The sequence below is a fragment of the Azonexus sp. genome, assembly GCF_030824335.1.
In the GTDB taxonomy this organism is placed as follows: domain Bacteria; phylum Pseudomonadota; class Gammaproteobacteria; order Burkholderiales; family Rhodocyclaceae; genus Azonexus.
In genome coordinates this window covers 1-17,624 of sequence record NZ_JAVBXX010000035.1, presented here as the reverse complement: position 1 = coordinate 17,624, position 17,624 = coordinate 1, and the positions used below count along the sequence as shown (strand labels likewise).

At 58.5% G+C, this 17,624-nt stretch carries 16 protein-coding genes; 11 read left to right on the top strand and 5 right to left on the bottom strand.

From position 1 onward, the window contains the following. The first annotated feature begins 62 nt into the window (after positions 1 to 62). The 8 genes from RCI20_RS15685 (at position 63) to RCI20_RS15650 (ending at position 7,584) form a co-directional block, all read left to right on the top strand. A complete protein-coding gene (locus RCI20_RS15685; protein ID WP_306607189.1) occupies positions 63 to 1,109 on the top strand; it encodes a quinone-dependent dihydroorotate dehydrogenase in 1,047 nt (348 codons plus the stop codon). Positions 1,110 to 1,182: 73 nt separating this feature from the next. Next, positions 1,183 to 1,767 carry an electron transport complex subunit RsxA gene (rsxA, locus tag RCI20_RS15680; RefSeq protein ID WP_306607137.1) on the top strand — a complete coding sequence of 195 codons (585 nt, stop codon included), beginning with the start codon at positions 1,183 to 1,185 and terminating at the stop codon, positions 1,765 to 1,767. Further along, positions 1,767 to 2,345: an electron transport complex subunit RsxB gene (gene rsxB / locus RCI20_RS15675; protein WP_373691532.1), complete on the top strand. Its 579-nt coding sequence runs from the start codon at positions 1,767 to 1,769 to the stop codon at positions 2,343 to 2,345. The genes rsxA and rsxB overlap by 1 nt, the downstream gene beginning before the upstream one ends. Next, positions 2,345 to 4,141 carry an electron transport complex subunit RsxC gene (gene rsxC / locus RCI20_RS15670; RefSeq protein WP_306607185.1) on the top strand — a complete coding sequence of 599 codons (1,797 nt, stop codon included), beginning with the start codon at positions 2,345 to 2,347 and terminating at the stop codon, positions 4,139 to 4,141. The genes rsxB and rsxC overlap by 1 nt, the downstream gene beginning before the upstream one ends. Continuing rightward, the gene (locus RCI20_RS15665) at positions 4,138 to 5,160 is read left to right on the top strand and encodes an RnfABCDGE type electron transport complex subunit D (protein ID WP_306607136.1); all 1,023 of its coding nucleotides are present in this window, start codon (positions 4,138 to 4,140) and stop codon (positions 5,158 to 5,160) included. Before rsxC ends, RCI20_RS15665 begins: the two co-directional genes overlap by 4 nt. Further along, positions 5,157 to 5,819 carry an electron transport complex subunit RsxG gene (gene rsxG, locus RCI20_RS15660; RefSeq protein ID WP_306607134.1) on the top strand — a complete coding sequence of 221 codons (663 nt, stop codon included), beginning with the start codon at positions 5,157 to 5,159 and terminating at the stop codon, positions 5,817 to 5,819. The genes RCI20_RS15665 and rsxG overlap by 4 nt, the downstream gene beginning before the upstream one ends. Beyond that, positions 5,819 to 6,517, top strand: coding sequence for an electron transport complex subunit RsxE (gene rsxE, locus RCI20_RS15655; protein ID WP_306607132.1), 699 nt, complete (start codon positions 5,819 to 5,821; stop codon positions 6,515 to 6,517). Before rsxG ends, rsxE begins: the two co-directional genes overlap by 1 nt. A gap of 35 nt (positions 6,518 to 6,552) precedes the next feature. Further along, on the top strand, positions 6,553 to 7,584 hold the full coding sequence (locus RCI20_RS15650) for an RNA methyltransferase (RefSeq protein WP_306607184.1): 1,032 nt from the start codon (positions 6,553 to 6,555) through the stop codon (positions 7,582 to 7,584). Between the two features lie 12 nt (positions 7,585 to 7,596). On the opposite strand, the gene RCI20_RS15645 is transcribed toward RCI20_RS15650, so the two are convergent. Further along, on the bottom strand, positions 7,597 to 10,182 hold the full coding sequence (locus RCI20_RS15645) for an EAL domain-containing protein (RefSeq protein ID WP_306607130.1): 2,586 nt from the start codon (positions 10,180 to 10,182) through the stop codon (positions 7,597 to 7,599). Then, positions 10,179 to 11,192, bottom strand: coding sequence for a cytochrome-c peroxidase (locus RCI20_RS15640; RefSeq protein WP_306607129.1), 1,014 nt, complete (start codon positions 11,190 to 11,192; stop codon positions 10,179 to 10,181). The genes RCI20_RS15645 and RCI20_RS15640 overlap by 4 nt, the downstream gene beginning before the upstream one ends. A 209-nt stretch (positions 11,193 to 11,401) precedes the next feature. On the opposite strand from RCI20_RS15640, the gene nth reads away from it, so the two are divergent. The 3 genes from nth (at position 11,402) to RCI20_RS15625 (ending at position 13,334) form a co-directional block, all read left to right on the top strand. Further along, positions 11,402 to 12,034: an endonuclease III gene (gene nth / locus RCI20_RS15635; protein WP_306607127.1), complete on the top strand. Its 633-nt coding sequence runs from the start codon at positions 11,402 to 11,404 to the stop codon at positions 12,032 to 12,034. A 171-nt stretch (positions 12,035 to 12,205) separates the two neighbouring features. Continuing rightward, complete coding sequence (locus RCI20_RS15630; RefSeq protein WP_306607125.1) at positions 12,206 to 12,637, top strand: DUF1841 family protein; 432 nt, start codon at positions 12,206 to 12,208, stop codon at positions 12,635 to 12,637. A 40-nt stretch (positions 12,638 to 12,677) separates the two neighbouring features. Continuing rightward, positions 12,678 to 13,334, top strand: a complete 657-nt coding sequence (locus RCI20_RS15625) for a hypothetical protein (RefSeq protein WP_306607122.1) — start codon at positions 12,678 to 12,680, stop codon at positions 13,332 to 13,334. A 23-nt stretch (positions 13,335 to 13,357) separates the two neighbouring features. On the opposite strand, the gene RCI20_RS15620 is transcribed toward RCI20_RS15625, so the two are convergent. The 3 genes from RCI20_RS15620 to htpG are packed head-to-tail and all read right to left on the bottom strand — an operon-like array spanning position 13,358 to position 17,381. Beyond that, positions 13,358 to 15,145, bottom strand: coding sequence for a GspE/PulE family protein (locus RCI20_RS15620; protein WP_306607120.1), 1,788 nt, complete (start codon positions 15,143 to 15,145; stop codon positions 13,358 to 13,360). A 28-nt stretch (positions 15,146 to 15,173) separates the two neighbouring features. After that, the gene (locus tag RCI20_RS15615) at positions 15,174 to 15,407 is read right to left on the bottom strand and encodes a DUF3820 family protein (protein WP_306607118.1); all 234 of its coding nucleotides are present in this window, start codon (positions 15,405 to 15,407) and stop codon (positions 15,174 to 15,176) included. A gap of 45 nt (positions 15,408 to 15,452) precedes the next feature. Further along, positions 15,453 to 17,381, bottom strand: a complete 1,929-nt coding sequence (gene htpG / locus RCI20_RS15610; RefSeq protein ID WP_306607116.1) for a molecular chaperone HtpG — start codon at positions 17,379 to 17,381, stop codon at positions 15,453 to 15,455. Positions 17,382 to 17,624 lie beyond the last annotated feature (243 nt).

Below are 17,624 nucleotides of genomic sequence, written 5' to 3'. Positions count from 1 at the left end.
CGCATAAACACGACGTTTTGGCCGGGCGCAGCCAGCGCCAATGCGCTAAAATGCCGCCCACTATGCTCTATCCGCTCATCCGCAAATTCTTCTTCGCGCTGGACGCCGAAAAGGCGCACGGCATCGGCCTCACCGGCATGTCCTTCCTCGAATCGGCCGGTATGCTCGGCCTGCTGGCCAAACCGGTCACGGCCTGCCCGGTCGAGGTGATGGGCCTGACCTTCCCCAATCCGGTCGGTCTGGCCGCCGGTCTGGACAAGAACGGCGAGCACATCGACGCGCTGGCCGGACTGGGTTTCGGCTTCATCGAGATCGGCACGATCACGCCGCGCCCGCAGGAAGGCAATCCGAAACCGCGCCTGTTCCGCATCCCGGAAGCGCAGGGCATCATCAACCGGATGGGTTTCAACAATGCCGGCGTCGACCAGTTGCTGTTCAATGTGCGCGCGGCGCAATTCCCGAAACGCGGCGGCATTCTCGGTATCAACATCGGCAAGAACGCAACGACACCGATGGAAAAAGCGGCCGACGATTACCTGATCTGCCTCGACAAGGTGTACAACGACGCCAGCTACATCACCGTCAATATTTCATCGCCGAATACCAAGAACCTGCGCGAACTGCAAAAGGACGAGGCGCTCGACGACCTACTGGCACAACTGAAACAGCGCCAGCAAAAGCTGGCCGACCAGCACGGCAAGTACGTGCCGATGACCCTGAAGATTGCCCCCGATCTCGACGACACGCAGATTACGGCGATTGCCGATGCCTTGCGCCGGCATCGTTTCGACGGCGTCATCGCCACCAACACCACGCTGTCGCGCGATGGTGTCGAAAACCTGCCGAACGGCAACGAAACCGGCGGTTTGTCCGGCGCACCGGTATTTCTGCGGTCAACCGATGTTTTGCGCAAATTATCCGGCGCGCTGGCCGGCGAAGTACCGATCATCGGCGTCGGCGGGATTACCCGCGGCGAGCAGGCGGCAACCAAAATCGAGGCCGGCGCCAGCCTGGTCCAGGTGTACAGCGGCTTCATTTACGGCGGCCCGGCACTGATCGGCGAAATGGCCGATGCTGCCGCTGCCGCAATCCGGCGGAAAAGTGCATAAAGCCATAAAAAATGACCGGTTGTTCGCGCTGCAGCAAAGCCGGATAATGGCGGCCCTAGCTCCCTAGCCCATCATGAGCCACTACCTATTCATCCTCGTCGGCGCGGTACTGGTCAACAATGTCGTGCTGGTGAAGATTCTCGGTCTTTGCCCCTTCATGGGCGTTTCCAAAAAGCTGGAAACCGCTTACGGCATGGGCGCCGCGACGACCTTCGTGCTGACCCTGGCGACTGGCTCAAGCTACATCATCGACCATTTCCTGCTCATTCCCTTCGGGCTGGAATACCTCCGCACGCTGTCCTTCATCGTCACCATCGCGGCCATCGTCCAATTGACCGAAATGGTCATTGCCAAGACCTCGCCAACCTTGCAACAAACGCTTGGCATCTACCTGCCGCTGATCACCACCAATTGCGCCGTGCTCGGTGTGCCACTGATCAACATCGCCTACGGTTACAACTTCGTCGAATCGCTGCTGTTCGGCGCCGGTAGTGCGGTCGGTTTCTCGCTGGTGCTGATCCTTTTCGCCGGCATACGCGAACGCATCGAGGGCGCCGACGTCCCAGTGCATTTCCGCGGCGCAGCCATTGCCATGGTGACCGCCGGCTTGATGGCACTGGCTTTCATGGGCTTTGCCGGCCTGGACAAGTATCAGTAATGGATATCCTGCTCGCCATCGCCATCATGGCCCTCGGCGCCGTCGTCCTGGGCGCCACGCTGGGTTTTGCCTCGGTCAAGTTCAAGGTCGAAGGTGACCCGCTGGTCGAAAAAATCGAAGCCATCCTGCCACAGACCCAGTGTGGCCAATGTGGCTACCCAGGCTGCAAGCCCTACGCCGAAGCCATCGCCAAGGATGAATGCGACATCAACCTGTGCCCGCCGGGCGGCATGGAAGGCGTGCAACGTCTGGCCGACCTGCTTGGCCGCGAGGTCAAGCCGCTGGAAGCCGAGGAAAAGCCGAAGCAGATCGCCATCATCGACGAAAACACCTGCATCGGCTGCACGCTGTGCATCCAGGCCTGCCCGGTCGACGCCATCGTCGGCGCGGCCAAGCAGATGCACACGATCATCGCCAAACAATGTACGGGTTGCGAACTGTGTCTGCCGCCCTGCCCGGTCGAATGCATCCACATGGAAATCATCCCGGAAACGCTGGATAACTGGAAATGGAAATATCCGGTCGTCGAGATCAAGCCCGCCCCGCTCAAAGCGGTAGCCGCGGAGGAAGCCGCGTGATGCTGAACAAGCTGTTCAAGTTCTACGGTGGCGTCAAGCCGCCATCCAACAAGACGCAATCAGTCACGCTGCCGATTGCGCCGGCTCCGCTGCCGTCGCGTCTGGTCGTTCCGCTGCACCAGAGTATCGGTGGCACGCCGCGCCCGGTGGTCGAAGCAGGCGACAAGGTATTGAAGGGCCAGTTGATCGGCCAGGCCGACGGCTGGCTGTCAGCCGCCGTGCATGCACCGACCTCGGGTACCGTCGTCGAAGTCGCAATGCATATCCAGCCGCATCCGTCGGGCCTTGATTCGTTGTGCGTCGTCATCGAACCGGATGGCAAGGATGAATGGATTGCCCGCACGCCACTGGATTACGCCGCGCTGACGCCGGAAGCAGTGCGGGAACATCTGCAACAGGCCGGCGTGGTTGGCCTGGGCGGCGCCGTTTTTCCGACCCACGGCAAGTTGACCGCATCAAAGACCGTGCCGATGGACGAACTGGTGATCAACGGAGCCGAATGCGAACCCTTCATCACCTGCGATGATTTGCTGATGCGCGAGCGCGCCGAGGAAGTCGTGCGCGGCATCGGCGTTTTCCGCGATCTGCTGCAACCGAAAAAAGTCCTGATCGGCATCGAAGACAACAAACCGGAAGCTGCCGCCGCCATGCGTGCTGCGGTCGACGCGCTGGGCGAGCCGTTTTTGGTTATCCAGATACCGACGTTGTACCCGGCTGGCGGTGCCAAACAATTGATCCGCGTCCTGACCGGCAAGGAAGTCCCCGCCGCGAAGCGCTCAACCGATCTCGGCGTGCAGTGTTTCAACGTCGCCACTGCTTACACGGCTTGGCGGGCCATTGCGCACGGCGAACCGGTGGTGTCGCGTCTGGTCACCCTCACCGGCAATGTTCACACGCCGCGCAATTACGAGGTGCTGATCGGCACGCCGATGAGCGAACTGCTCAAACTGGCACAACCACATCCGGATACCGACGGCATCATCATGGGCGGACCGATGATGGGCTTCCTGATTCCGCAAGCAGACGCGCCGGTCGTCAAGGCGACCAACTGCCTGATTGCCCGCTCGGAACGCCTGTTCCCGCCCAAGGCGCCGGAAATGCCGTGCATCCGCTGCGGTGCCTGCGCCCGCGCCTGCCCGCACGAACTACAACCGTTCGAGCTGTACTGGCATGCCCGCGCCAAGGATTTCGGCAAGACCCAGCAATACAAGATTTTCGACTGTATCGAATGCGGTTGCTGCTCCTACGTCTGTCCGTCGCGCATTCCGCTGGTCCAGTATTTCCGTTTTGCCAAGAGCGAAATCTGGGCGCGCGAACGCGAGAAGAAGGCGGCCGACGAAGCCAAGACGCGCTTCGAATTCAAGCAGTTCCGTGAAGAACGGGAAAAGGCCGAGAAGGCCGAAAAGCTGGCCAAGGCTGCGGCGGCCCAGGCCGCCAAGAAGGCAGCAGAAGCTGCGGCGGCAGCCGCTGGCGATGCACCCGGCGCAGCCTCAGATGTTTCATCCACAAAGGCAACGGCTGGCCCCAGGACCATAGAAACAACGGCTGGCCCTAGGACCACAGAAGCAACAGCTGACCGTACGATCGACGCTGCCGCAGAGGCCAAAAAGGCCGCTATCGCCGCCGCCATGGCCCGCGCCAAAGCCCAGCGCGAAGCAGCGCAACCGAAAAATACCGACGAACTGAGCGCGCAACAAGCGCACGATCTGGCCGAAATCGAGGCGCGTCGCCAACAGGCCGGCATTGCCGACGCAGCGGCAAGCCCGGCAACACCCACCGAAGCGAAAACTGAATGATGTTCGCCCCCGCGCCCTTCCTGCTCAAGGACACCAGTGTCAGCCAGGTGATGACCCAAGTCTGCCTGGCACTGATCCCGGGCATTGCCGCCTATATCTGGTTGGTCGGCCCGGCCATTGTGTTCCAGCTGGCCATTGCCTCGCTGGCCGCCATCGCCGCCGAAGCCTTCATGCTGAAACTGCGCGGCAAGCCACTGGCGATGTTCCTGTCCGATGGTTCGGCCATCGTCACTGCCTGGCTGATTGCCCTGACTTTCCCGCCGCTTGCGCCTTGGTGGCTGGTGGTAACCGGCACCCTGTTCGCCATTCTGATCGCCAAGCATCTTTACGGCGGGCTCGGCCAGAATCCGTTCAACCCGGCAATGGTCGCGTTTGCTGCCTGCATCGTCTCCTTCCCGGCATTGATGTCGCAATGGCCCAGCATTGGCCTGCAGATGCCCTTGACCGACCAGTTGAGCGTCATTCTCGGCCAGTTGCCGCGCATCGATGCCCTGTCCGGCGCAACCCCGCTCGACTCGCTGAAGACGGCACTGAAACTGGGCGACAGCCAGATCGATGTTGCCCACCTGCTAGCCAATCAGGACATTTATGGCAATTTCGCCGGGCGCGGCTGGGAATGGGTCGCCGCGGGTTATCTGTTCGGCGGACTATGGCTGTGGCAGCGTAAATTGATTACCTGGCACTCGCCGGTCGCCTTCCTGGGCGCCATCGTTCTGCTTTCCGGTGCGCTCTGGCTGTACCAGCCGGCCAGTTTTGCCAACCCGCTGTTCCACCTGTTCTCCGGCGGCACCATGCTGGGCGCCTTCTTCATCATCACCGACCCGGTTTCCGGCTGTACGACACCGCGCGGCAAGTTGATCTTCGGCTTCGGCGCCGGTCTGCTGGCTTACGTCATCCGTGTCTTTGGCGGCTATCCGGACGGTGTGGCTTTCGCCGTCTTGCTGATGAACCTGTCGGCACCGCTGATCGATCAGCTGACCCAGCCGCGCATTTTCGGCATGAAGGGTAATCAGCCATGACCAGCACGCCCCGCGAATTCACGGCTCCCGCCATGGCTGCGCGCACGGCGGCCATCCTGTTCATTTTCGTCATCGTCTTCACCGCCCTGCTCTCCGGCGCCTACCTGTGGACCCGGCCGGCTATCGAAGCTTCGGCGCTCGACGAAAAGATGAAGCTGCTCAACGAAGTTCTACCCGCTGGCGACTACGACAACGCATTGCTCGGGAGCAGCCTCATGCTGCCGCCGACAGCCGAACTTGGCTTGAAGGAACCAAGCACGGTTTACCTGGCAACCAAAAATGGCCAGCCCAGCGCCATGATCTTCGAAGCCGCTGCCAACGATGGTTACGCCGGGCGCATCAAACTCCTGATCGCCGTGCGCCACGATGGCACGGTGGCTGGCGTGCGCGTGACGCAGCACAAGGAAACACCGGGGCTGGGCGATTACATCGAGCCGAAGAAAGACAAGAACAAGGAACGCCCCTGGATTACCCAATTCACCGGCCTGGCGCTAGCCAGCACGCCGGACAAGGCATGGCGCGTCAAGAAAGATGGCGGCCAGATCGATTATTACGCCGGTGCGACCGTCAGCCCGCGCGCCATTGCCAAAGCCGTTCTCAAGGCAGTGCATTGGGCCGATCGCGAACGTGACCACCTGTTCTCGGGAGGCAAGGAATAATGACCCGCGACGAACTCGCCACCATCGCCCGCAACGGCCTGTGGAAACAAAATACCTCGCTCGGCCAGGTGCTCGGCCTGTGCCCGCTGCTCGCCGTGACGACCAACATGGTCAACGGGGTCATGCTCTCGCTGGCCACCATCATCGTCATGGCACTGGCCAACGTCGCCGTGGCCTCGCTGCGCAACCTGATTCCGCACGAAATCCGCATTCCGGTCTTCATCCTGATCGTTGCCGCGCTGGTTACTGTGGTCGACCTGCTGTTCAATGCCAATTTGCACGAGTTGTACGTGGTGCTGGGCATTTTCATTCCGCTGATCGTCACCAACTGCATCGTGCTGGCCCGGGTTGAAGCCTTTGCTGCAAAAAATCCGCCGCTCAACTCGACGATGGACGGTGTTTTCATGGGCCTGGGCATGCTGTGGACCTTGGCCGTACTCGGTGCGATGCGGGAATTCATCAGCAGCGGCACGCTGCTGGGCGGCATCGACATGGTGTTCCCGGCACTCAGCCCGATCCAGGTGCTGCCGGAAAGCTATCCGGGTTTCCTGCTCGGCCTGCTGCCGCCCGGCGCCTTCATTCTGCTCGGCTGCATGATTGCCTGGAAAAACTGGATGGATGCCCGCGCTGCCGAACGCGCCAAGCGTCAGGCACCACCTGTCGCACCACCGGCGGCACCGGCCGAAGCGCTCGGTTGAGCCGACGCTCAGCCGACAGTCAGCCCCAAGCCGGCATGCAAATCGCCGATCTTCGTCAACAACTGGCTCAGCTCGGCGCCAATCCGGCCCACGCCGAACGCGTGCTGCGCGCCTGGTTGCAGGCGAAACCGCTCGACGCCGGGGCAAAACGCCAGGCCGCGGAAAATTATTTACCACTCTCGGTGCGCAATGGCTTGCCCGAGCTGACCCGGACGCTGGCTGATCTCGCCCGCGTGATTTCCGAACATCCGGGCGATGACGGTGCCCGCCTGCTGGTCGAACTGGCCGATGGGCAGACGGTGGAAAGCGTCCTGCTGCCACGCGATGGCTTGTGCATTTCGACCCAGGTCGGCTGTGCCGTGGGCTGTACCTTCTGCATGACCGGCCGCGATGGCCTGCTGCGCCAGGTCAGCAGCGCCGAGATGGTGGCCCAGGTCGTGCTGGCACGCAGTCGCCGAGCGGTCAAACGGGTGGTTTTCATGGGCATGGGCGAGCCGTCGCACAATCTCGATAACGTGCTGGAAGCCATCGACCTGCTGGGAACGGCTGGCGCCATCGGACACAAGAATCTGGTGTTTTCCACGGTGGGCGACTTGCGGGTTTTCGAGCGGCTGCCGCAGGAGCGCGTCGTGCCGGCACTGGCGATTTCACTGCACAGCACCGATGCCGGGCTGCGTGCCCAATTGCTGCCCAAGGCACCGCGTATTTCTCCGGTCGACCTGGTGGAACTGGCCGAAACCTTCGCCCGGCAAACTGGCTATCCAATCCAGTACCAATGGACCCTGATCGACGGGGTCAACGACAGCCAGCAGGAAATGGATGGCATCGTCCGCCTGCTCACCGGCAAGTACGCGATCATGAACCTGATTCCGTACAACGTGACGGCAGCGCTCGCCTACCAACGTCCCAGCTTCGAAAAAATCACTGCGCTGACCAAATACCTGCACGGCAAGGGCATCCGCACCACGGTACGCAATTCGGCCGGGCAGGATGTCGATGGCGGCTGCGGCCAGTTACGGGCGCGCAGCCTGGATGGCTCGCCGATAAAGGTTCACCGGCAGAAATAGCCGCCGGCTGGCTCAGGCGGCGTTGCCGAGTACCCGCTGCGCCAGCAGTTTGCCGAAAGCATCCGGCACTTGCGGTCGACCGAAAAGATACCCCTGAAACTCATCGCAGCCATGCTCAGCCAGATAACGACGCTGCGCTTCGTTTTCCACCCCTTCGGCGATCACCGTCAAACCGAGTTCGTGGGCCATGGCGATGATGGCCGAAGCCAGCCGGACACTCTCACCCTGTTCGTCAATCAGGCTGACAAAACTGCGATCAATTTTCAGTTGCTGGACCGGGAACTGGTGCAGGTAACTGAGCGACGAGTAGCCTGTGCCGAAGTCGTCAATCGCGACTTGAATGTGCATCTTGTGCAAGGTTTGCAGCACGCTGGCCGCCAGCGTCGAATTGCGCATGAGCAAGGATTCAGTCAGCTCAAGCTCGATCAGTTGGGGCGGCAAACCATATTCGGCCAGCACATGGGCCAGCATGTTGGGCAGATCCTGTTGGGCAAACTGATGTGCAGAAATATTGACCGCCACCGGCACGACCAGCAAGCCGGCATCCAGCCAGGCCCGTTGCTGGGCGCAAACCTTGCGGATCGCCCACTCGCCGAAGGCATTGATCAAGCCATTTTCTTCGGCCATCGGAATGAACTGGGTGGGTGAGATCAAGCCGCGTTCGCGGTGACGCCAACGCATCAAGGCCTCGGCAGCGACAATCTTGCCGTGCTGAGCATCCACCTTGGGCTGGTAATACATGAGTAATTCATCGCGTTCCAGCGCACCGAACAAGTCATTTTCGAGCAACAGTTCGCCCAGCGTCGCCGTATTGATTTCCGCCGAGAAATACCAGAAGGTGTTTCGACCGTCTTCCTTGGCGCGGTACATCGCCGCATCGGCCTTGCGCAGGAGTTCGGAAACGCTTTCCCCGTCATCCGGATAGAGCGCAATGCCGGCACTGCCGCTGACCGTCAATTCGTGACCGGCAAGCAGGTAGGGCTGACACAAAGCAGCCAGCATTTTCCGGCAGATGTGTGCGGCATCCTGGCAATTCTCCAGTTGCGGCAACACCGCGACAAACTCGTCACCGCCAAGGCGGCACAGCGTATCGGTGTCGCGCAACACGGCACGGCCTCGCTCCGCAGCCTGGATCAGCAGGTTGTCACCCACTTCATGACCGAGGGTATCGTTGATGTTCTTGAAACGGTCGAGATCGATAAAGATGATTGCCATCTGGCGACCGGCACGCCGCGACATCAGCATGCCCTGCTCGATCCGGTCTTCAAGCAGCAAACGGTTGGGCAGACCGGTCAGAGCATCATGGTGAGCCAGATGGTGGATCTGAGCCTCACTTTCCTTGCGCTCCGAGATATCCGTAAACACGCCAATATAATGTTTCGATTCACCAGCCCGATCACGCACGGCCGCAATCGACAGCCACTCCGGGAAGATTCCGCCATCCTTGCGGCGATTCCATATTTCACCCTGCCACAAGCCAGTTTCCTGCAAGGCAGCCCACATGTGCCGGTAGAAATCTTCCCCCTGCCGCCCGGAATTCAGCAATGCCGGCGTACGCCCGATAACCTCATCCGGCGAATAACCGGTTATTGCGCAAAAAGCCGGGTTGACCGCAACAATTCGCGATTGCGCATCGGTAATCGTCATGCCTTCTGCCGCGTGGGTGAACACCGTGCCATAAAGACGCAATTCATCTTCTGCCCGCCGCTGGGCTTCATAGCGCTCCGCCAGATCTGCATGCGCCCGGCGCAATGCCCGACGATCGCGGTCAATGCGGAACAGCGCATACAACGCATAACCCACGAGCAATAATGAAACGGCGTAAAGCAGCACCCGGTAACGCGCGGCCCGGTCGGTTGCGGCCTGGTAGGCCTCCAGGTAAGCCCGCATGACCTGCTCGTGCAACGGCGTTATGGGGATACGGACAATCTTGTTGACCAGACCTTCGACTTCCGGACTGCGCTCCATGATGAGTTCAGCGTGGATGAGCACCTGATTCATGCTTAATTCATAATCCGTCGGCCGAATGAGCTTACGCAAGCGTGCCAGGTCGGCGTGCAGGCGCTGCGCGTCCGTTTCGTCCAGATTACGGGCGAGACTGGAGCCGATCAGGCGCCGGATGAAATCTTCGAATTCATCTTTTTGAGCCACGCTTTGTTGCGCCAGTACGGCTTCGGCGGCTTGCGGCAAGTACAGGATGGAATTGCGCAGCACCGAATTGGCGCGCTGAAAACGATCCACCTCAATGGATTTTTCTTCGTAAACCGCCATCAACGAATCAATCTGCTGGGCGATTTTTATTCGCTCGCTTTCCTCAAGCCAGTCCGGCATATCCCGCATGCTCTCCCCGGTTTCGCGCAACTTCCCGAGATAACGCGCCATCCCGTCGTAGTTCTGCACCAGACCGGCATAACTTGCGACAACGGTCGAGTTCAGCTGCTCGTCCAGTTGCTGAAACTGACGCAGTGTTCTGGCATAGCGATAATGCGCCTCCGGCGACACCACGCCAGCCTTGAAAAACAAGCCGGTCACCAGTGCAGTCAAGAGCAGGATCACGAGAATCTGCCAGGGATGGTAAGCCTTCATCCGCTCGGTCATTGCACGGCACTCTGGATCGGCTGTTGTCCGGTCAGCGTATCGAGGAAGGCAACGATTGCCTTGATCGCATCATCCGAAAGCTTCCGCCCCAATTGGTAGCGCCCCATCTCCGCCACGGCCTTCCCCAACGAATTGGCCGAACCATCGTGAAAATAGGGCGCCGTCAGCGCGACATTGCGCAAGCTGGGCACCTTGAAGACATGTCGATCTTCGTCACGGCCGGTGACGTTATATCGGCCAAGATCGGCCTGGGTAATGCTGCGTCCGGCAAAGTAATCCCCCAGCACGCCGAACTTCTGGAACATGTTGCCTCCCAGCAAAACACCTTGATGACAACTGATGCAGCCAAATTCTCGGAAGTGTCGATAACCTTCGATCTCGAGTGCGTTCAGGGCATTAGTCTCCCCGCGCAAATAACGATCAAAACGTGCGTCGACCGTCAGCAGCGAACGCTCGAAGCTGGCGATCGCATCGGCCACGTTTTCCGCTGTAAGGCCATCCGGATAGGCGGCAACGAAATCCCGGTGAACAGCCTCATCGGCAGCCAGACGCTCCAGCACGATGCGCCATGACGAACCCATTTCCAGCGGGTTATGAATGGGGCCGGCAACCTGCGCCTGCAAACTGACGGCACGACCATCCCAGAACTGGACAAACGAAAGGCCACTATTGAACACACTGGGCGCATTGATTCCACCCCGCCCTCCTTGAATACCGATGGAAACCCGACGCCCGTCGGTCCCACCGAGATCGAAGCGATGGCAGCTAACGCAGGCAATCGAGTAATCGGCCGACAATCGGGTATCCGAAAAAAGCCGCGCCCCCAGCGAAACACGCAGTAATGGCTGTTCGGACGGCACCGGCAGGGGCAACAGCGGCTGCAGGCCATCGTCAAACGCTGTTGAGAATACGGACTGGGTGGTGCTCAGCTCTTCGCGAACCGGACGGGATATCCATACAGAAAAAAGCAGCACGACAAACACCAGTGCAAACAGCAAAAATCTCTTCATTGCTTCCCCGAAATCCGTACACCTGACAAAGAACGAGATTTCACCAAGCGGCGGCAATACAGCTGCATCCCGTATGCAACGCTGTTTTATCAGAGCATATCCCGTTAGCCGAGATATCCCTGAGTCACAGGTTGTCTTACAGTTAGAATATTTATTCTTCGAATATCGCCGATTCCTTAAATTCTGACAATCGACTAATCCACATTGCCGTGAAAAAAGCCACCATTGAGCAGTTCTATTTGCGCCTGCGCGACGCCAACCCCGCCCCGACGACCGAACTGCATTACGCAACGCCCTTCCAGTTATTGATCGCGGTCATCCTGTCGGCCCAAGCCACCGATGTCGGGGTCAACAAGGCAACGGCACGGCTTTTCCCGGTTGCCCCCGATGCCGCCAGCCTGCTGGCTCTGGGCGAGGCTGGCCTGACCGAATACATCAAGACCATCGGCCTGTTCCGGACCAAGGCAAAGAACGTCATTGCCACCTGTCGCATGCTGATCGAGCAACATGGTGGTGAGGTACCGGATGATCGGGAAGCGCTCGAAGCCCTGCCGGGCGTTGGCCGGAAAACCGCCAATGTGGTGCTGAATACAGCCTTCGGCCATCCCACCATCGCGGTGGATACGCATATCTTCCGGCTCGGTAACCGCACCGGTCTGGCTCCTGGAAAAACCGTGCTCGACGTGGAGAAAAAGCTGCTGCGTGTTACTCCCCCTGAGTTCATGAAGGATGCCCATCACTGGCTGATCCTCCACGGCCGCTATATCTGCAAGGCACGCAAGCCGGAATGTTCGCGTTGCGTCGTTTTCGACCTCTGCGGTTTTCGGGGTAAAAGTGCGTGAAAGCGGGAGCCCTACCCGGCGAATGGCCTGCTCGCCCAGCACTGCATCAGCTTTGCTGGCCTTCCCCGAACTTTTTCCCGATACTCCACTACTTGAGCCGGATCGTGCCTGCGGCCAAAGGCAAACAACAGTTCCAGAATGCCATTTTTACCCTGCTTTACGAAAGAAGCGATGTTCAATCCCACCCGTGATCAAGTCCGTCAATTTTTCTGTACGGCCTGGAAAAAACATGTCGACCGTCTACCGCTGGTCGGCGCCGAAGTCACTGCAGCCGATATTGCCGCCCGTCACCCGGAATACCATGCGCTGTTGAATAATCCCGAACTTGCCGTCGAGCAGGACTGGGCGCCGGAAGGTGGCCAGATGAATCCTTTCCTGCACCTGTCCCTGCATCTGGCGATCCATGAACAGACCAGCATCGATCAGCCCCCCGGCATACGGGCAGCTTTCGAACTATTGCGCAGCCGCATGGAAGCGCATGACGCGGAGCATGTATTGCTCGAATGTCTAGGCGAAACCATCTGGCGTGCCCAGCGTGAAGGCCAGCCGATGGATGCGCTGGCCTACGTCGATACGATACGCCGCAAGGCCAGCTTGCTTTGATCGCACGAATATTGCGGTCGACCCTCAATCAGGAGTGAAAATGCAACGTCGAAATCTGTTGAAAAGCATGGCTGCCGTGATCATTGCCGAGCGCCTGACAAGCCTGCAATCGGCTTGGGCTGCGGGAGCGAAACTGGCGCCCCCCGGCTTTTACAAAATCAAGGGCGAAGTCAAGCTGAATGGCCAGCCTGCGCGCGAAGGCATGCTGGTCAAGGCAGGAGATACCGTAACCACGGGACCGGACAGCGAAGCGATTTACGTGATCGGCCAGGATGCCTACCTGCAGCGCGATAACTCGGTCGTTGCCGTGGCTGGCGACATCCTGAAAAATGGCCTGCGCATTCTGAGTGGCAAACTACTGACCGTATTTGGCAAGGGAAACAAGCGAATCGAGACGTCGACCGCAACAATCGGCATTCGCGGCACAGGTTGCTATATCGAATCGACGGCAGACGAGGTTTATTTTTGCCTGTGCTATGGCACGGCCGATATCGCGTCAATCGCCGATGAAAAGCATCAGAAAACCATCGAAACGCGCCACCACGACATGCCGGTCTATCTAACGGCAGGCGGCCAACAGCTCATACTCCCCGCCCCAATGCTCAACCATACCGATCATGAATTGATCATGCTGGAAAGCCTGGTCGGCCGTTTGCCCCCGTTTGTTGGCATTCCCGGCTACAACGGGAATTATTAAGATCCAGTCACTGAGGTGCGGCGCTAGTTATCGTCATCCGCCGGTGGGACCAGCTTGATCAGTTCTTCCAGGGTCGTGACGCCTTGCGCCACCTTCAATGCACCGGAAACACGCAGCGGGCGCATGCCTTCACGGAATGCCTGCTCGCGAATTTTTGGAATCTCGGCTCCCGGCTTGATCATCCGGCGCGTCTCAGGTGTATTGAGCAAAATCTCATAAACCCCGATACGCCCGCTGTAGCCGGTCATCCGGCACTCCAGGCAACCGACTGCGTGGAAAACCTGAGCCGGTTCGGCGGCTTTCCACGGATGCACCAACGAACGCCAGGCAACGCGCTCTTCATCGGTGATCGGCGCACTCTTCTTGCAATGCGGACACAAGGTGCGCACCAAGCGTTGCGCCATGATGCCCAACAAGGTCGAACTGATCAAATAAGCGGGTACGCCGAGATCAAGCAAACGCGTTATCGCCGACGGTGCATCGTTGGTGTGCAGGGTCGACAGTACCAAATGGCCGGTCAACGCCGCCTGAATGGCCATTTCTGCAGTTTCGAGATCACGAATTTCGCCAATCATGACGATATCCGGATCCTGTCGCATCAAGGCCCGCACCCCATCGGCAAACCCCAGTTCGATGCCGTGATTCACCTGCATCTGATTGAACGCCGATTCAACCATTTCAATCGGATCTTCGATGGTGCACACATTGACTTCCGGCGTCGCCAATTGCTTGAGCGTCGTATACAGCGTCGTCGTCTTGCCTGAACCAGTCGGGCCGGTAACCAGCACAATGCCGTTTGGCGCTTCCGTCATCTGTTGCCAGCGCGCCTGGTCTTCCTGGGAAAAACCGAGCGAGCGGAAATCACGGACCAGGACTTCCGGGTCGAAAATACGCATCACCAGCTTCTCACCGAAGGCCGTCGGCAAGGTCGACAGACGCAGTTCGACTTCCTGACCAGCCGGGGTACGCGTCTTGATCCGGCCGTCCTGCGGGCGCCGCTTTTCGATCACATCCATCCGGCCCAGCAACTTGATGCGACTGGTCATCGCGTTCATCACCGCCATCGGAATCTGGTACACCTGATGCAGCACGCCATCAATACGAAAACGTACGATACCCAGATCGCGCCGCGGCTCCACGTGGATGTCCGATGCCCGCTGATCGAAAGCGTACTGCCACAGCCAATCCACAATATGGACGATGTGCTGATCGTTGGCATCGAACTGACGATTACCTTTGCCCAACTCGACCAATTGCTCGAAGCTCGACAAACCAGCAGTAACATCACCTTTGGCGGCAGCCTTCTTGACCGATTTTGCCAGATTAAAGAACTCGACCAGATAGCGGCTGACATCCTCCGGATTAGCCATCACCCGCCGAATATCCTTACGCAAAATCTGCCGTAACTCTTCCGCCCATTCGCGCATGAAAGGCTCAGCCGTTGCAATGACGATCTCGCGCGTCGTCACCTGGACAGGCAGAATGCCAAACCGGGCGGCATAGGCGCTGGACATGACATCGGCCACCCCAGTGAAATCAATTTTCAGGGGATCGATATGCAGATAGTCGAGCCCACAATGCCCCGCCAGCCATTCGGTCAACCATTCAAGCGTCATCATCTTGACTGGCAACTGGGTGGTACGCCATTTTTGATCGGCAATGACCACCAGCGGATGCGTCTTGTTGCCATGCACCCGCCGCTCGATTTTCAGGGCATTCGCCACATCGGCCTCCACGAGGCCGTCCGCCAGCATCATGTCGAGAACTTCCGGCAGCGTCAGGCGATGATCGTTGATTCCATCCTTCGTCATGGCAATTTAATCTTTCGCTATTTTTTGCTCAGTTCGTGCTCCGGTTCTTGATGCCCGCCCGCAGCGGATCAAGCAAACCGAGCAGTCCATTATGGTCCAGTTCATACATCAGCGCGAGTAGCCGGCCCAACTCTCCAGAAGGAAAACCTTCGCGGGCAAACCAGCCCAGATAATGCGCAGGAAGATCGGCAATCAGCCGCCCCTTATATTTGCCATAGGGCATGCTGCGTATCAGCAGCAATTGAATATCTTCTGGTTGCATATGAAAAACGGGGCCGTAGCCCCGTCCTATTAACTTTCTGTTCTGTTACTTACCCGTCAGGGCCATCATCAAATCGTTGATCCGTCTGACAAAACCCGCCGGATCATCAAGTTGGCCACCTTCGGCAAGGGTAGCCTGCTCAAACAGCAGGGCAGCCCAGTCATCGAAGCGATTTTCTTCATATTTCAGGCGCATCACTGCCGGATGATTCGGGTTGATTTCGAGAATCGGCTTGGCATTAGGTGCAGCCTGACCGGCCGCCTTCAGCATCCGCGCCAGATTACCGGAAGGATCGTGCTCATCGGAAACCAGGCAGGATGGCGAATCGGTCAGACGATACGTGACACGAACATCCTTGACCTTCTCGCCCAGCGAAGTCTTCACCTTTTCCAGCAAATCCTTGTACTCATCCGCAGCCTTTTCTGCTTCCTTCTTTTCTTCCTCGTCTTCCAGCTTGCCAAGATCCAGACCGCCCTTAGCAACAGATTGCAACGACTTGCCTTCGAACTCGGTCAGGTGCCCCACCACCCACTCATCCACCCGGTCTGAGAGCAACAGGACCTCAATACCCTTCTTCTTGAAGATTTCCAGATGCGGACTGTTCTTCGCGGCGTTGAATGTATCGGCAGTCACGTAGTAAATTTTCTCCTGACCTTCTTTCATGCGGCCAATGTAATCAGCCAGCGAAACGACTTGCTTGTCGCCTTCGCCATAGGTCGAAGCAAAACGGATCAGTCCGGCGATCTTGTCCTTGTTGGCGTGGTCTTCACCGACGCCTTCCTTGAGGACGGCACCGAAAGCTTCCCAGAATTTTGCGTATTTTTCACGGTCGACCGCATCATCGCTGTTGGCCAGACCTTCGAGCATGGACAGCACCTTGCGCGTGCAACCGCTACGGATATTGTCGATATCCTTGCTCTGTTGCAGGATTTCCCGTGACACGTTGAGCGGCAGATTGGCCGAATCGACCACCCCGCGCACGAAACGCAGGTAAAGCGGCATCAGTTGTTCGGCATCGTCCATGATGAAAACGCGACGCACATAGAGCTTGATACCGTGGCGGGCATTGCGATCCCACAAATCAAACGGCGCGCGGGCCGGGATGTAAAGCAGTTGGGTATATTCCTGCTTGCCTTCGACACGCGCGTGCGTCCAGCACAGCGGATCTTCGAAGTCATGCGCAACGTGCTTGTAGAACTCGGTGTACTGCTCATCGCTGATCTCGGACTTGCTGCGTACCCACAGCGCGCTGGCCTGATTGACCGTTTCGTCCTCATCGGTCAGGACCTGCTCACCATCCTTCCACTCTTCCTTCTTCATCACGATCGGCAGAGTGATGTGGTCGGAATACTTGCGGATGATCGATTTCAATTTCCAGGCGTTAAGGAAATCATCCTCACCTTCACGCAAATGCAACGTGACATCCGTGCCTCGCGAGGCCTTCTCGACCATCTCGATGCTGTATTCGCCTTCCCCGGCGGACTCCCAGCAGACGGCCTGGGCAGCTTCAACACCGGCCCGGCGAGAAACGACAGTCACCTTGTCGGCAACGATGAAGGACGAATAGAAACCAACGCCAAACTGGCCAATCAGGTGAGCATCCTTGGCTTGATCGCCGGTCAGGGCGGAGAAAAACTCCTTGGTCCCGGATTTGGCAATCGTACCGAGATGCGCGACGGCCTCATCACGCGAAAGACCAATACCATTATCAGAAATGGTGATCGTCCGTGCCGCCTTGTCAAAAGAGATGCGGATCTTGAGTTCCGAATCATCGCCGTAGAGAGAAGCGTTATTGAGCGCTTCAAAGCGCAATTTATCGCAGGCGTCGGAGGCATTCGATACCAACTCGCGCAGGAAAATTTCCTTGTTGCTGTACAAGGAGTGAATCATCAAATGCAGCAGTTGCTTGACTTCCGTCTGGAAGCCGAGGGTCTCGCGGTTTTGCGTGTTGTTCGCGGTAGCAGACTCGGACATGCTTGAAACTCCTGATCAAAATAAGGAAAAACGTAAATCAGGAGATGAGGTCTAGGCAGATGTATTTCAAGTCATTGGATGGCTTGAAGGAAAAATTAATATTGAATTTTCATTGATTGATTTGGTAGACGTAAAAACCCCCCGTAGCGGTATGCTGCGGGGGGTTTTTGGTGTGGGAGCCTGGCGGTGACCTACTTTCGCGAGCGGAAGCTCACTATCATTGGCGCTCATCTGTTTCACGGT

What these genes read in the sequence shown, in the direction of transcription:
- rsxC (WP_306607185.1), top strand. Translation starts at nt 2,345, where the DNA reads ATGCTGAACAAGCTGTTCAAGTTCTACGGTGGCGTCAAGCCGCCATCC.
- rsxB (WP_373691532.1), top strand. Translation starts at nt 1,767, where the DNA reads ATGGATATCCTGCTCGCCATCGCCATCATGGCCCTCGGCGCCGTCGTC.
- rsxA (WP_306607137.1), top strand. Translation starts at nt 1,183, where the DNA reads ATGAGCCACTACCTATTCATCCTCGTCGGCGCGGTACTGGTCAACAAT.
- RCI20_RS15615 (WP_306607118.1), bottom strand. Translation starts at nt 15,407, where the DNA reads ATGCAACCAGAAGATATTCAATTGCTGCTGATACGCAGCATGCCCTAT.
- RCI20_RS15645 (WP_306607130.1), bottom strand. Translation starts at nt 10,182, where the DNA reads ATGACCGAGCGGATGAAGGCTTACCATCCCTGGCAGATTCTCGTGATC.
- RCI20_RS15685 (WP_306607189.1), top strand. Translation starts at nt 63, where the DNA reads ATGCTCTATCCGCTCATCCGCAAATTCTTCTTCGCGCTGGACGCCGAA.
- rsxE (WP_306607132.1), top strand. Translation starts at nt 5,819, where the DNA reads ATGACCCGCGACGAACTCGCCACCATCGCCCGCAACGGCCTGTGGAAA.
- RCI20_RS15620 (WP_306607120.1), bottom strand. Translation starts at nt 15,145, where the DNA reads ATGACGAAGGATGGAATCAACGATCATCGCCTGACGCTGCCGGAAGTT.
- htpG (WP_306607116.1), bottom strand. Translation starts at nt 17,381, where the DNA reads ATGTCCGAGTCTGCTACCGCGAACAACACGCAAAACCGCGAGACCCTC.
- RCI20_RS15625 (WP_306607122.1), top strand. Translation starts at nt 12,678, where the DNA reads ATGCAACGTCGAAATCTGTTGAAAAGCATGGCTGCCGTGATCATTGCC.
- RCI20_RS15650 (WP_306607184.1), top strand. Translation starts at nt 6,553, where the DNA reads ATGCAAATCGCCGATCTTCGTCAACAACTGGCTCAGCTCGGCGCCAAT.
- RCI20_RS15630 (WP_306607125.1), top strand. Translation starts at nt 12,206, where the DNA reads ATGTTCAATCCCACCCGTGATCAAGTCCGTCAATTTTTCTGTACGGCC.
- rsxG (WP_306607134.1), top strand. Translation starts at nt 5,157, where the DNA reads ATGACCAGCACGCCCCGCGAATTCACGGCTCCCGCCATGGCTGCGCGC.
- RCI20_RS15665 (WP_306607136.1), top strand. Translation starts at nt 4,138, where the DNA reads ATGATGTTCGCCCCCGCGCCCTTCCTGCTCAAGGACACCAGTGTCAGC.
- RCI20_RS15640 (WP_306607129.1), bottom strand. Translation starts at nt 11,192, where the DNA reads ATGAAGAGATTTTTGCTGTTTGCACTGGTGTTTGTCGTGCTGCTTTTT.